Origin of the sequence: Klebsiella sp. BIGb0138 (genome assembly GCF_004342285.1) — a bacterium.
In the GTDB taxonomy this organism is placed as follows: domain Bacteria; phylum Pseudomonadota; class Gammaproteobacteria; order Enterobacterales; family Enterobacteriaceae; genus Klebsiella.
Window position 1 is genome coordinate 35288 of record NZ_SMCV01000017.1, and the last position, 12621, is coordinate 47908.

General features: G+C 57.3%; 12 protein-coding genes. 5 read left to right on the forward strand and 7 right to left on the reverse strand.

Features of this window, described 5'->3' with window-relative positions; genetic code table 11:
• Window positions 1-30: 30 nt before the first annotated feature.
• The 4 genes from rhaS (EDF73_RS25805) to rhaB form a co-directional block, all read right to left on the reverse strand.
• Window positions 31-1017: a rhamnose ABC transporter substrate-binding protein gene (gene rhaS / locus EDF73_RS25805; RefSeq protein ID WP_132731799.1), complete on the reverse strand. Its 987-nt coding sequence runs from the start codon at window positions 1015-1017 to the stop codon at window positions 31-33.
• 249 nt (window positions 1018-1266) lie between these two features.
• Window positions 1267-2097 carry a rhamnulose-1-phosphate aldolase gene (gene rhaD, locus EDF73_RS25810; RefSeq protein WP_132731800.1) on the reverse strand — a complete coding sequence of 277 codons (831 nt, stop codon included), beginning with the start codon at window positions 2095-2097 and terminating at the stop codon, window positions 1267-1269.
• Between the two features lie 170 nt (window positions 2098-2267).
• A complete protein-coding gene (gene rhaA, locus EDF73_RS25815) occupies window positions 2268-3527 on the reverse strand; it encodes an L-rhamnose isomerase (RefSeq protein ID WP_132731801.1) in 1260 nt (419 codons plus the stop codon).
• On the reverse strand, window positions 3524-4990 hold the full coding sequence (gene rhaB / locus EDF73_RS25820; protein WP_132731802.1) for a rhamnulokinase: 1467 nt from the start codon (window positions 4988-4990) through the stop codon (window positions 3524-3526). The genes rhaA and rhaB overlap by 4 nt, the downstream gene beginning before the upstream one ends.
• Window positions 4991-5302: 312 nt before the next feature.
• Between rhaB and rhaS (EDF73_RS25830) the strand changes: the two genes are divergently transcribed.
• Both rhaS (EDF73_RS25830) and rhaR read left to right on the forward strand, forming a co-directional pair.
• Complete coding sequence (gene rhaS / locus EDF73_RS25830; RefSeq protein WP_132731804.1) at window positions 5303-6139, forward strand: HTH-type transcriptional activator RhaS; 837 nt, start codon at window positions 5303-5305, stop codon at window positions 6137-6139.
• A 73-nt stretch (window positions 6140-6212) separates the two neighbouring features.
• On the forward strand, window positions 6213-7070 hold the full coding sequence (gene rhaR / locus EDF73_RS25835) for an HTH-type transcriptional activator RhaR (RefSeq protein ID WP_207896694.1): 858 nt from the start codon (window positions 6213-6215) through the stop codon (window positions 7068-7070).
• Here rhaR and rhaT read toward each other — a convergent pair.
• Window positions 7067-8101: an L-rhamnose/proton symporter RhaT gene (rhaT, locus tag EDF73_RS25840; RefSeq protein ID WP_132731805.1), complete on the reverse strand. Its 1035-nt coding sequence runs from the start codon at window positions 8099-8101 to the stop codon at window positions 7067-7069. The genes rhaR and rhaT overlap by 4 nt on opposite strands.
• Window positions 8102-8393: 292 nt before the next feature.
• On the opposite strand from rhaT, the gene sodA reads away from it, so the two are divergent.
• Together sodA and yiiM are read left to right on the forward strand one after the other, a co-directional pair.
• Window positions 8394-9014 (forward strand): superoxide dismutase [Mn], encoded by a 621-nt coding sequence (sodA, locus tag EDF73_RS25845; RefSeq protein ID WP_132731806.1) that lies wholly within the window; start codon window positions 8394-8396, stop codon window positions 9012-9014.
• A 70-nt stretch (window positions 9015-9084) separates the two neighbouring features.
• Window positions 9085-9759, forward strand: coding sequence for a 6-hydroxyaminopurine reductase (gene yiiM / locus EDF73_RS25850; RefSeq protein ID WP_132731807.1), 675 nt, complete (start codon window positions 9085-9087; stop codon window positions 9757-9759).
• Between the two features lie 98 nt (window positions 9760-9857).
• On the opposite strand, the gene cpxA is transcribed toward yiiM, so the two are convergent.
• Together cpxA and cpxR are read right to left on the reverse strand one after the other, a co-directional pair.
• On the reverse strand, window positions 9858-11231 hold the full coding sequence (cpxA, locus tag EDF73_RS25855) for an envelope stress sensor histidine kinase CpxA (RefSeq protein WP_004869367.1): 1374 nt from the start codon (window positions 11229-11231) through the stop codon (window positions 9858-9860).
• Complete coding sequence (gene cpxR / locus EDF73_RS25860) at window positions 11228-11926, reverse strand: envelope stress response regulator transcription factor CpxR (RefSeq protein ID WP_004203671.1); 699 nt, start codon at window positions 11924-11926, stop codon at window positions 11228-11230. Before cpxR ends, cpxA begins: the two co-directional genes overlap by 4 nt.
• A 149-nt stretch (window positions 11927-12075) precedes the next feature.
• Here cpxR and cpxP point away from each other — a divergent pair, with 149 nt between their 5' ends.
• A complete protein-coding gene (gene cpxP / locus EDF73_RS25865) occupies window positions 12076-12579 on the forward strand; it encodes a cell-envelope stress modulator CpxP (RefSeq protein WP_132731808.1) in 504 nt (167 codons plus the stop codon).
• Window positions 12580-12621 lie beyond the last annotated feature (42 nt).

Consider the following 12621-nt stretch of genomic DNA (forward strand, 5'->3'; position numbering starts at 1 on the left):
CCTCTCCCGCGCAGGGAGAGGGGAGCGGGGTCAAAAGATTTTTGAGAATTTATCGATGTTGCTGGCATCGTAGACGAACGGCTCGGCCATCGCCCCGTTACCGTCGGCATCCAGCGTCACTTTGCCCAGCTTGCCCATGCTGGCTTCGGTTTTCGTCGCCGTGCCTTTGACTAAGTCGTCGGCCAGATAGGTGGCGGCGTAGCCAAGGTCAATCGGGTTCCAGATAGCGAAGCTTTTGCTGGCGCCGGACTTAATCGCCCCGGCCATTTCCGACGGTAGCCCCAGCCCGGTCACGTAGACCTTGCCGATTTTGCCCTGATCCTTCACCGCCTGCGCGGCGGCAACGATCCCTACCGATGAAGGGGAAACGATGACTTTCAGATCGGGATATGACTTCAGCAGGCCCACCGCTTCGCGGTAGCTTTTATCAGACAGATCGTCACCATAGGCGACGGTGACCAGATCGACGGACGGATACTTCGGCAGCACCTTTTTCATCTCCGCAATCCAGATATTCTGGTTCGTGGAGGTCGGGGTGGCGCTTAACACGGCCACCTCCCCTTTTTCAACATTCAGCGCTTTTAAGGCATCGGCGGCAAGCTTAACGTTGGTTTCGCCAATCAAGGCATTATTGGAGGGATTTAAATGAATCTGCCGCCCCGCCGGGGCGACGCCGGAGTCCCAGGAGACGACCTTAATACCGCGCTGCATGGCTTTTTTCAGTACCGGGACCACGGCGTCAGGATCGTTGGCGGAGATAGCGATCGCATCCACTCCCTGGGCGATCAATCCGTTCAGTACTTCGATCTGCGCTTCCGCCGTGGTGGTGGTCGGCCCGGTATAGATCACTTTCACATCGCCTAACTCTTTGGCCGCTTCCTGTGCGCCGACGTTCGCTGCTTCGAAGAATCCATTTCCCAACGATTTCGCCACCAGGGCGATTTTAACTTCTGCTAAAGCGGAACCGGACAGCGCCAGGGCGGCAACGGTGAGGATCAAGCTTGGTTTTATTTTCATTGCTTTTACTCCACATGATTGAGTTAGCTTCCCGTCGTCTTGCGCCTTGCAGATGCCTTGGCTTGTCGTACCCGGTCTGTCCGTGGACCTCGCCCCTTTGGGACTGCTGCAAGCGGCGTTCAAATCGGCTTCTTGCCGATTTGTCAGCTCCGGGGAGCTGCGACGCCGCCTTCCTGCATGGCGCATATTCAGGGAATGATTTGCAGGCGACAGAGTTCGCCCCGTCTCCGTGAGCGGGGCGCGATGTTGTTATTGATACAGATCTAAAGCGGACTGCATGGGTTGTACCGCAAAGCGTTTGCCCAGCGCGATGAGCTCTTCGCGGGTGATGGTCTGCTTCATGCCGCCCATGGAATAGACTTTCACCAGCACTTCGGCGGATTTTTCGGCGGTGTCGATCAGACCGAAGGTTTCGTCCAGCGTCGGGCCGCTGCCGAAGACGCCGTGGAAGGGCCACAGCACCAGCGAATGCTGGCGCATTTCCTGGGCGGTGGCCTGGCCGATTTCATCGGTACCCGGCACCATCCACGGTAGAATGCCGACGCCGTCCGGGAAGACCACCAGGCATTCGGTACTGCCTTCCCACAGTTTGCGGGTGAACAGATCGCTGTCGTTCTCCAGCACATAGGTCAGGGCGATCAGGTTGGTGGCGTGGCAGTGCATGATTACGCGGTCTTTACCGTGGGTCAGTTTGATGCGCTCGCTATGGGAGAGGAAATGCGCCGGTAATTCCGAGGTCGGTACCGCATCCTCCTCCAGGCCCCATAACACGTGATAACCCGCGCCGTCGCTGTCGACTTTGACCACCCCTAGATTGGCGGCGGGATCGAGCTGGACGTTGCGGAAAAATTTGCCGGAACCGGTCACGATAAACGGCTGGTTCGCCAGCGCCGGCATCGGCTGGCTGAGGGCGATATAGCGCGGCCTGGCGTGAAAATCGGCGGTAAACGGTTCGATATCCGCTTCGTCCAGGCGCAGCGTCAGGTTACCGCCGTTGCGTTCGTCCCAGCCCTTCAGCCAGGCATCGGAAGTGGCTTTAATCATGCCCTGGACGAACCAGGAATGGATGATGTTATGCATAGTCTTGTGTTTCCTGTTCATTCGGTGCGGGGATTGCCCCCACCGTAAATAGGTTGTTTATCTGCCGTGGGTCCTGTGATGGCGTCGCAAACGGCTTATCCGGACGAGCAGAATGCGCCGATCCGTAGCCCGGGTCAGGCGTCAGCCGCGACCCGGGGGAAAATCCGGCATTATCCGCGCTGGCTCAGAACCGCTTTTTCGTAAGCCCGTACGCTATCCAGCCACTGGCTACCGGCCGGGGTGTCATGACGCTGGCAGTACATTTCCCAGATCGCCTGCCACGGCAGGCATTTTTGCTCTTCCAGCAGCGCCAGACGGGCGGTGTAATCGCCATCACCTTCCAGCTGACGCAGCTGTGCCGTCGGTTCCAGCAGCGCGCGCAGCAGCGCTTTCTTCATATTGCGGGTACCGATAACCCATGCCGCGATGCGGTTGATGGAAGCATCAAAGAAATCGAGGCCGATATGTACGCGGTCAAACAGGTTGTGACGGATGATTTCGCTGGCGATCGCCTGGGTTTCATCGTCCAGCAGCACCACGTGGTCGCTATCCCAGCGGACCGGGCGGCTGACGTGCAGCAGCAGGCGCGGGATATAGAGCATGGCGGCGGAGATCTTGTCGGAAATCACCTCCGTGGGATGGAAGTGACCGGCATCGAGGCACAGCGCGGTCTGGCGGCTGGTGGCGTAGCCCATGTAGAACTCGTTGGAGCCGACGGTGTAGCTTTCGGCACCGATGCCAAACAGCTTGCTCTCCACGGCATCGATATGGTGCGCCGGGTCGAGTTTTTCGCTAATCACTTCATCCAGCGCATTCAGCAGACGCTGGCGCGGCGCGAAGCGGTCAACGGTGATGTCCTTCATGCCGTCCGGGATCCAGATATTCATCACCGACGGGGTGCCGAGCTGTTCGCCGAAATACGCCGAGACGCGGCGGCTGGCCTTGCAGTGATCGATCCAGAACTGGCGGATCTCATCATTGGCATGCGACAGGGTAAAGCCGTCGGCGCTCAGCGGGTGTGAGAAACAGGACGGGTTAAAATCCAGCCCCAGTTTGTTGGCTTTGGCCCACTCAACCCAGTTTCTGAAGTGTTCCGGTTTGATTTCATTGCGCGCAACCGGCGTCTGCGATTCCAGATAAAGGGCGTGCAGATTCAGGCGTTTTGGTCCGGGGATCAGGCTCAGCGCCTGCTCAAGATCGGCGCGCAGTTCGCTGGCGTTGCGCGCTTTGCCCGGATAATTGCCCGTTGCCTGGATGCCGCCGGTTAAATTTCCTTCCGGGTTTTCGAAGCCGGCGACGTCATCGCCCTGCCAGCAGTGCATTGATACCGGTAGGCGGTCCAGCTGGCGCAAGGCCTCCTCGACATCTACGCCGACGGTAGCGTAGCGCTGTTTAGCAATCTCCCAGGCTTGTTCAAGTTGAGTGGTCATGCGCAAAGCTCCTTATTCTGTTGCGACTGAAACTGCGCCACGAAGCGGGCAATTTCGTTTTCAGGATTGGGGGTAAACGTGGTGAGCGCAGAGTTGTGGCGCACCACCTGACGGAAATCGTCGACGTTATTCAGCTCATCCAGCGTCATCAGCTGGATACCGATATTGCCCAGCGTAGAGGCCTCGACAGGGCCGGCGACCACCGTGACGCCGCAGGCGTCAGCGCACAGCTGGTTGAGCAGCGCGTTCTGGCAGCCGCCGCCCACGATATGCAGCTGGCTGAACGGCTGTCCGCGCAGCCGGGTGAGTTCGTTGAGCACGCGGGCGTAGAGCAGAGCGAGACTGTCGAAAATGCAGCGCGCCAGTTCGACGGCCTCCATGGGTACCGGCTGCCCGGATTCGCGGCAGGCGGCCTGAATTTCGCCGCTCATATTGGGCGGATTGATAAAACGGTCGTCGTTGCAATCAATCACAAAGCGGCAGGCCGGAAGCCGCTCGGCGCGGGCGATCAGCGTAGAGAGTTCACCGATGTTTTGCTCTTGCAACACCCGCTGTAGCAGCCAGAGCCCCATGATATTTTTCAGCACCCGATAGCGCCCTTCGGCACCGCCTTCATTGGTGATATTGGCCTTCAGCGCTTCGCTGCTGGTGTAAGGCGTTCGGCTTTCAAAGCCCATCAGCGACCAGGTGCCGGAAGAGAGATAAGCGGCGTTCTGAGAGGACAGCGGCGCGGCGATCACCGCGCTGGCGGTATCGTGACTGGCGACAGCGACCACCGGAATGGCGTTCCCCTGCGGACACGTCCAGTGGCCGATCACGTTACCCGGATGACGCGGCGTGCCGAACCACGCGCGCGGCGCCCCGGTCCAGCTCAGCAGGTCGTCATCCCAGCTATCGCTATCAATATTGACCAGCTGGGTGGTGGTGGCGTTGGTGTATTCCCAGTTCATCCTGCCGGTCAGACGGAAGCTGAAATAGTCGGGGATCAGCAGCGCATGCACGGCCTGGCTGACCAGTTCAGGCTGTTGTTCAACCAGTGCGCGCAGCTGATACAGGGTGTTGAAGGGCATAAACTGGATGCCGCTGCGACGGTAGATCTCGGCGCGTCCTATCTGCTCTTCAGCATGCTGCATCAGACCGTGGGTGCGAGCGTCGCGGTAGGAGATCGGTAGGCCGACGCGTTGCCCCTGCTCGTTCAGCAGCACATAATCCACGCCCCAGGTATCAATACCGATGCTATCGATGGCGATTCCCTGTTCGCAGACCTTTGCCAGCCCGCGGCGAATTTCGCCTTCCAGACGGTCGATATCCCAACAGTCATAGCCCGCCACCTTGCGCAGACTATTGGTGAAACGATGAATCTCACGCAGCGTCAGCGCACGCTGCGCGCGGTCGTAGCGGGCAAGCATGACCCGCCCGCTGGAGGCGCCTAAATCAACGGCTACACAATGACGAAAGCTCATGGGGAGATCCTTGTGAAAATCATTGTCAGCAGTCTAAAAAAGTCATGCGCCGCCGACCTTCTTGCCACGGACAGGGAAAATTGGCGGCTGGCAACAAAGCAAAGGTGACCGTGAGAGAGGTCACAATTTCGCTTAATCAGCGGGACGGTCAGGGATGTGATGTTGTCCGCAGTTCCCGATCTTTCCGGCTATTTCTTGAAAATGCGGCAGGCTTTACGAATTTTGCGGTCAAAAATTGAAGGCCGGAATGCTAACCCTTAATTACTATTTGCTTCACTGATTGATAACATTTCTCATTTCGAGGGCGCAGCTATGACCATATTGCACAGTGTGGATTTCTTTAAGTCCGGGACTTCTGCTGTTGCCATTGAGCCACGCCTCCCTCAGTCGGCGTTTCCGGAACATCACCACGATTTCCATGAAATCGTCATCGTTGAGCACGGCACCGGGATCCACGTTTTTAACGGGCAGCCCTATACCATCAGCGGTGGCTCGGTGTGTTTTATTCGCGATCACGACCGTCATCTCTATGAGCACACCGACAATTTGTGTCTGACCAACGTGCTGTATCGCGCGCCGGATGCCTTTCGCTTTCTCAACGGGGTTAATCAGCTGTTGCCCCAGGAGCAGGAGGGAAACTATCTCTCCCACTGGCGGGTGAATCAGACGGTGCTGCAGCAGGTACGGCAGATTGTCGATCGGCTGGACCATGCCGGCCACGAAGCGGATATGCATACCATCGCCGGCCGCGAGATTCTGTTTATGCAGCTGCTGGTGCTGCTGCGTAAAAGCAGCCTTGCGGAAGAGGCGGCGGACAACGAAGCGCGGCTCAATCATCTGCTGGCCTGGCTGGAAGATCACTTCGCCGACGAGGTGTGCTGGGAGGAGGTGGCGGCGAAGTTTTCACTGTCGCTGCGGACCTTGCATCGTCAGCTTAAGCAGCAAACGGGTTTGACGCCGCAGCGCTACCTCAACCGGGTGCGGTTAGTGAAGGCGCGTCACCTGCTGCGCCATAGCGATGAAAGCGTGACGGATATCGCCTATCGCTGCGGATTTGGCGACAGTAACCACTTTTCGACGCTTTTTCGCCGGGAGTTTTCATGGTCGCCGCGCGATATTCGCCAGGGGCGGGACGCTATTCTTCAGTAACGCGAGAGCAGTCAACGTTTTAGCCAGCAAGAACGCCAATAATAAAATGTTTTTTGGCGGTGGAGTTCTTGTCGTGGCCGGTCAGCTGATTCTTCGCAAAGATGAGTTTTTTGCTTCTCCTTCTCAGGCGGTAGCGGTCGCCGATCGTTACCCGCAAAATGTCTTCGCCGAGCATACCCACGAGTTCTGTGAGCTGGTGCTGGTGTGGCGTGGAAACGGCCTGCACGTCCTTAACGATCGTCCCTGGCGCATCACCCGTGGCGATCTGTTCTACATTCGCGCCGAAGATAAACACTCCTATGCTTCGGTTAACGATTTAGTCCTGCAAAACGTGATTTATTGCCCGGACCGGCTGCGGCTGAATTTTGACTGGGCGGCTCATATTCCCGGTCTGTTTGGCACGCCGTGGAGCCCGCACTGGCGGATCGGCAGCTCCGGTATGACCCAGGTGCGCCAGGTGATTACCCAGCTCGAGCAGGAGAGCTCCCGCGGCGATGCGCAGGCGAATAACATGGCCGAGCTGCTGTTTGCGCAGCTGGTGCTGGTTCTCCAGCGTCACCGCTATGCCACCGATAACCTGGCGGCGACCCAAAGCGAAACGCTCCTCGATAAACTGCTGACCGAACTGGCGGGCAGCCTGAACCGGCCTTTTGTCCTCGACCGCTTTTGTCTGCGGGAAGGGTGCGGCGAACGCGCGCTACGCCAGCAGTTTCGCCAGCAGACCGGGATGACGATTAACCACTATCTGCGGCAGCTGCGGATTTGCCACGCGCAGTATTTATTGCAGCATACGGAGCGCTTGATTGGCGAAATCGCCATGCAGTGCGGGTTTGAAGACAGCAACTACTTTTCCGTGGTGTTCAACCGGGAAATCGGCATGACCCCCGGACAGTGGCGGCAACGCAGCCGCGTTGCCGCCTGGGAGGGTTAGTTCGCCATCCCGAGGCCGACGATATTGGCGGCGATAATAATCACCACGCAGCCCAGGCTTAACACGCTGACCGGCCGACGGCCGGCGTTGTTCCACTCCTTCAGCACCAGCCCGACCAGGCCGCCGCACAGCACATAGAAGCTCATATGCAGCATCCAGCTCATGTAGTCATACTGCGCGGGAATGCTGGCGTGACCCCAGGCATAGAAGAAGAACTGCAGGTACCACATCAGGCCGCCAAGCGCCGACAACAGCACGTTGGCCACGATCAGCGGTTTGGCCAGCGAGAAGTCGGCTCTGAGCGACAGACTTTTCACTTTCGCCAGGCGAATAAAGCAAAAGCCAAGGTTGACCAGCGCGCCGCCGCCCATAATCACCACGTAGCTGGGCAGGGCGGTGTACAGCGGATCGACGCCCAATGCTGCCGCGGCATCGTGCATCGGCCGGGCGGCGTTCATCGCAAAAGACATGCCGGCGGAAAAAACACCGCACATCACCGCCAGCATCAGCCCTTTTTTCAGGTTGAAATCTTCGGCTTTAATGCCCATTTTGCGCTCTTTCAGCTGGCCTGCCCGCGTGACGATGGCAACGCCAACCACCGCCACCAGCACCCCGAGCAAGGTCATCTGGCCGCCCTGGGTGTGAATTAATATCGCGAACTGGCCGTTGATAATCGGGGTCATCAGGGTGCCGACAATCAAGGTGATACCAATCGCGATACCGATCCCCATCGACATACCGAGGTAGCGCATCGTCAGGCCGTAATTGATGTTGCCGATCCCCCACATGGCGCCAAACAGAAATACCGGCAGCAGCGTGGAGGCGTTGAAAGAGCGGTAATAGGCCCAGAAATCGGGCAGCAGCATGGCGCTAATGGCCCACGGAAGAACCAGCCAGGAGACAATCCCGCCGATAGACCACATGGTTTCCCATGACCACTGTTTAACTTGTTTGAACGGGGCATAGAAACAGGCTGCACTGGCCGCACCTATCAAATGCCAAAAAATACCCATCGTAATCGCGTGACTCATTGATTTTATCCTCATCTATTTTTTTATCGGATAAATCTTCTTCCGACACGATGAGTGTAAAAATCGGTCAGTTTTTTCACCTTCAGGCTGTTGCCATGTGATGTTGAACCCTGGCAATCAACGGCTTAATTACTTGTTCCAGCTCACAAAAATGCGCCTATGCCTTGCAGTTATAACCTTATTAAAAATACGGCATTGATAAGCGTTTTCAATATCATTTAATTAACTATAATGAACCAACTGCTTACGCGGCCTTAACACTTCCTGCCGCTTGACAATAATGGAGAGGATTATGAGTTATACACTACCAGCCCTGCCGTACGCTTATGACGCCCTGGAACCGCACTTCGATAAGCAGACGATGGAAATCCATCACACTAAACACCACCAGGCCTACGTTAACAACGCCAACGCGGCGCTGGAAAGCCTGCCAGAATTCGCCAGCCTGCCTGTTGAAGAACTGATCGCTAAACTGGATCAGCTGCCGGCCGACAAAAAAGGCGTTCTGCGTAACAACGCAGGCGGCCACGCGAACCACAGCCTGTTCTGGAAAGGCCTGAAAACCGGCACGACCCTGCAGGGTGACCTGAAAGCCGCGATCGAACGTGATTTCGGTTCCGTTGATAACTTCAAAGCTGAGTTTGAAAAAGCGGCAGCGACCCGTTTCGGTTCCGGCTGGGCGTGGCTGGTACTGAAAGGCGACAAACTGGCCGTGGTTTCTACCGCAAACCAGGACTCCCCGCTGATGGGTGAAGCTATTTCTGGCGTTTCCGGCTTCCCGATTCTGGGCCTGGACGTATGGGAACACGCTTACTACCTGAAATTCCAGAACCGTCGCCCGGACTACATCAAAGAGTTCTGGAACGTGGTTAACTGGGACGAAGCAGCAGCGCGTTTTTCCGCCAAAAAATAAGGTTGCATTGTGCTGAACGAGAAGCGAGTCTGATGACTCGCTTTTTTTGTATCGGCACAAGGAGCAGCAGATGCACTATCCGCTAAATGTCTACATCGGTCGCGTCCGCGACTATCCCGGCAGCCGCCCGAGCGCGATTGATAAAATTCAGGTCGATGGCGAGTTAACCCTCGGCGAGCTTGGGCTGGAAGGCGATGAGCAGGCGGAAAAGAAAATTCATGGCGGGCCGGATCGCGCGCTGTGCCACTACCCGCGCGAGCACTATGCCGACTGGATCCGCGAATTCCCCGAGCAGGCCGATCTGTTCTGCTCCCCGGCCTTTGGCGAAAATCTTTCTACCGAAGGGCTGACCGAGAAAAACGTCAATATCGGCGATATCTTCCGCTGGGGCGAGGCGCTGATTCAGGTTACGCAGCCCCGATCGCCATGTTTTAAACTCAATTTCCATTTTGGCATCAGCGATATGGCGCAGCTGATGCAGAACAATGGCCAAACAGGCTGGCTGTATCGCGTGGTGGCGGGCGGGCAGGTCTCCAGCGATGCGCCGCTGGAACGGGTCTCCCGGGTGAGCGACGTGAGCGTTCAGGAAGCCGGGGCGATAGCCTGGCACCTGCCGTTCGACGATGAGCAGTATCATCGCCTGCTGTCTGCGGCAGGACTGTCGGCGAGCTGGACCCGGACCATGCAGAAACGACGTCTGAGCGGAAAAATCGAGGATGCTTCGCGCCGCCTGTGGGGAGAATAATTTCCCCACAGGCGCCAACGCCTTATCCGGGCTACGAGGGTTGCGCAGTTCACCGCGTGTAGCCCGGCTAAGCGCAGCGCGAGCCGGGGATGAACGTATCAGGTGCGCTTATACAGCGGCAGCCAGATCGTCAGGCGTAAACCGCCTAATGGGCTGTCATCGGCTTTGACCCAACCGCGATGCTGTTGAATCGCCGCTTCGACAATCGCCAGTCCCAGACCGGTGCCGCCAGACTCGCGATCGCGCGCTTCGTCGGTACGGTAGAACGGACGGAAAATCTGCTCGCGATCCTCCGGGCTGACGCCCGGACCGTCGTCATCGACGTTAACCGTGATGCCGTCTTTATCCACCGAAAAACTGACCGAAATTTTGGTATGCGAGTAGCGCAGCGCGTTGCGCACGATATTCTCCAGCGCGCTTTCCAGCGCATTGGGGTTGCCGTACAGCGGCCAGGGACCCGGCGGATACTCCACGGTGAAGGATTTGCCAACCTGCTCAGCCTCGAATGCGGCGTTATCCAGCACTTCACCCCATAGCTGATTGGCTTTCACCGTTTCGCTCACCAGGGCGTTGTTCGCCTGGTTGCGCGACATCACCAGCAGGTCGTTGATCATGCTGTCCAGCCGGTGGGCTTCCGTCTCAATACGCTCAAGCTCTTTGCTCTCGCCGCTGCGACGGCGCAGCAAGGCGGTGCCGAGCTGCAGGCGCGTAAGCGGCGTACGCAGTTCGTGGGAAATATCGGACAACAAACGCTGCTGGCCGGTCATCATTCGCTCCAGCGCCGTCACCATCTGGTTAAAACTGGCCCCGGCGGCTAAAAACTCCTGCGGGCCGGCTTCCAGCTCAGGATGCTGACGCAGGTTGCCTTGCGCGACCTCATCGGCGGCATTTTTCAGCTTACGCGCCGGCTTGGCCAAGCTCCACGCGAGCCACAGCAGCAGCGGTGAACTGACCAGCATCGTGACAATCAGCAGCAGTAACGGGCGGTCGAACAGCAGGTTGATAAAATCGGATTGGGAGGTGCTGGCAGGGCGGATAAGATAGAGCTGGTAATTATCTTCCCCATCCCTGACGGAAAACGGCCCGACCATTTCCAGGCGCCCGTAGCGTTTTTTCTGCGGATGATCGGCATTATCGGCCTGGCCGATAAAGTTACGAATGATCTGCATTTCGTTGCGTTCTGCGCCGATAACGCGCCCTTCGCTGGTGACCAGCAGTAAACGCTGTCCCGGCGGGGCCCACTTATCGATGGCGCGGAACAGACGCCGCCACCACATCAGGTCATTTGGCGGATCGGTCGCCAGTTCGGCCTCGACGTGCTGTTCGATCATGGTGCCCTGGCGCTGCTCGCTTTCCAGGAGTTCGGTCATCTGGCGCGAATCCAGCTTGGGCAACATCAGAACCAGCATCAACACCAGCGCCAGCGTGAGCCAGAAAATAGCGAAGATGCGTGCGGTTAAACTTCCAATCATGAAGCTGAAACCATCAGGTAGCCACGGCCGCGCAGGGTTTTAAACCACGGATGACCGTCTTTACGCTCCGGCAGCTTACGCCGCAGGTTGGAAATATGCATATCGATGGCGCGGTCAAATGGCGTCAGGCGTTTGCCCAACACCTCCTGACTCAGATGTTCACGTGACACCACCTGACCAAGATGCTGCGCCAGCAGGTAGAGCAGGGTGAACTCGGTGCCGGTCAGCTCCAGCGTTTGTCCGTCAAAATTGGCTTCCTGACGGCCTGGGTTGAGGCTCAACGCATCAACTTCCAGCGTCGGTGAGCCGGCTTCGGTGGTTTGTTGCTGCTCGCTCCAGTGAGAACGACGCAGAATCGCGCGTATGCGCGCCACCAGTTCACGATCGTTAAACGGCTTAGGTAAGTAGTCATCCGCGCCCAGCTCAAGGCCGAGAACGCGATCCAGCTCGCTGCCGCGGGCAGTTAGCATGATAACCGGGGTCTGGTGTGTCTGACGCAACTCTTTAAGCGTATCGATACCGTTTTTCTTCGGCATCATCACATCAAGTAAAAGTAAATCGATGCTGTCGTCCAGAAGGGCCAGCGCCTGTTCCCCGTCATGGGCCACGAGCACGTTAAATCCTTCCATATCGAGCAGCTCTTTTAACAGGGAGGTGAGCTCCCGGTCATCATCAACTAACAGGATTTTATTCATTGTTTAAATACCTCCGAGGCAGAAATTACGTCATCAAGGCTCGCTAATCCATGACTTTACGTTGTTTTACACCCCCTGACGCATGTTTGCAGCCCGAATCGTAGACTGGCTCTCGTTGAATCGCGACACAAACGTTTTGGGAGTATGTGATGCGCAATGTTATTGCTGCCGTCATGGCCTCAACGCTGGCGCTAAGTGCATATAGCCAGGCCGCTGAAGTCGTTACCAGCGTTAACTGGCTCCCCGGAGACGATGGGGCACAGCGCAGCAGCCAGAGTCATATGTTTGACGGCATAAGTCTAACCGAACAGCAACGACAGCAGTTACGAGATCTTATGCAACGGGCACGCCATGACCGGCAACCCATTAATGTTAGCGAAATGGAGGCAATGCATCGCCTTGTCACCGCAGAAAATTTTGATGAGAACGCTGTGCGCGCTCAGGCCGATAAGATGGCTCAGGAGCAGGTTGCTCGCCAGATTGAAATGGCGAAGGTCCGCAACCAGATGTATCACCTGCTAACGCCGGAGCAGCAAGCGGTTCTCAATGCGAAACACCAGCAACGAATGGATCAGTTGCGTGAGGTTGTAAGGATGCAAAAAGGTTCAGCAACCATGCTGTCGAGTAGTAGCAATACCGTGCAACCCCAGTAGTAAACCCTGTTTTCCTTGCCATAGACACCATCCCTGTCTTCC

Coding starts and splice junctions, on each gene's coding strand:
- cpxP (WP_132731808.1), top strand. CDS start 12,076: ATGCGCAATGTTATTGCTGCCGTCATGGCCTCAACGCTGGCGCTAAGT.
- yiiM (WP_132731807.1), top strand. CDS start 9,085: ATGCACTATCCGCTAAATGTCTACATCGGTCGCGTCCGCGACTATCCC.
- sodA (WP_132731806.1), top strand. CDS start 8,394: ATGAGTTATACACTACCAGCCCTGCCGTACGCTTATGACGCCCTGGAA.
- rhaA (WP_132731801.1), bottom strand. CDS start 3,527: ATGACCACTCAACTTGAACAAGCCTGGGAGATTGCTAAACAGCGCTAC.
- rhaT (WP_132731805.1), bottom strand. CDS start 8,101: ATGAGTCACGCGATTACGATGGGTATTTTTTGGCATTTGATAGGTGCG.
- rhaB (WP_132731802.1), bottom strand. CDS start 4,990: ATGAGCTTTCGTCATTGTGTAGCCGTTGATTTAGGCGCCTCCAGCGGG.
- rhaD (WP_132731800.1), bottom strand. CDS start 2,097: ATGCATAACATCATCCATTCCTGGTTCGTCCAGGGCATGATTAAAGCC.
- rhaS (WP_132731804.1), top strand. CDS start 5,303: ATGACCATATTGCACAGTGTGGATTTCTTTAAGTCCGGGACTTCTGCT.
- cpxA (WP_004869367.1), bottom strand. CDS start 11,231: ATGATTGGAAGTTTAACCGCACGCATCTTCGCTATTTTCTGGCTCACG.
- cpxR (WP_004203671.1), bottom strand. CDS start 11,926: ATGAATAAAATCCTGTTAGTTGATGATGACCGGGAGCTCACCTCCCTG.
- rhaS (WP_132731799.1), bottom strand. CDS start 1,017: ATGAAAATAAAACCAAGCTTGATCCTCACCGTTGCCGCCCTGGCGCTG.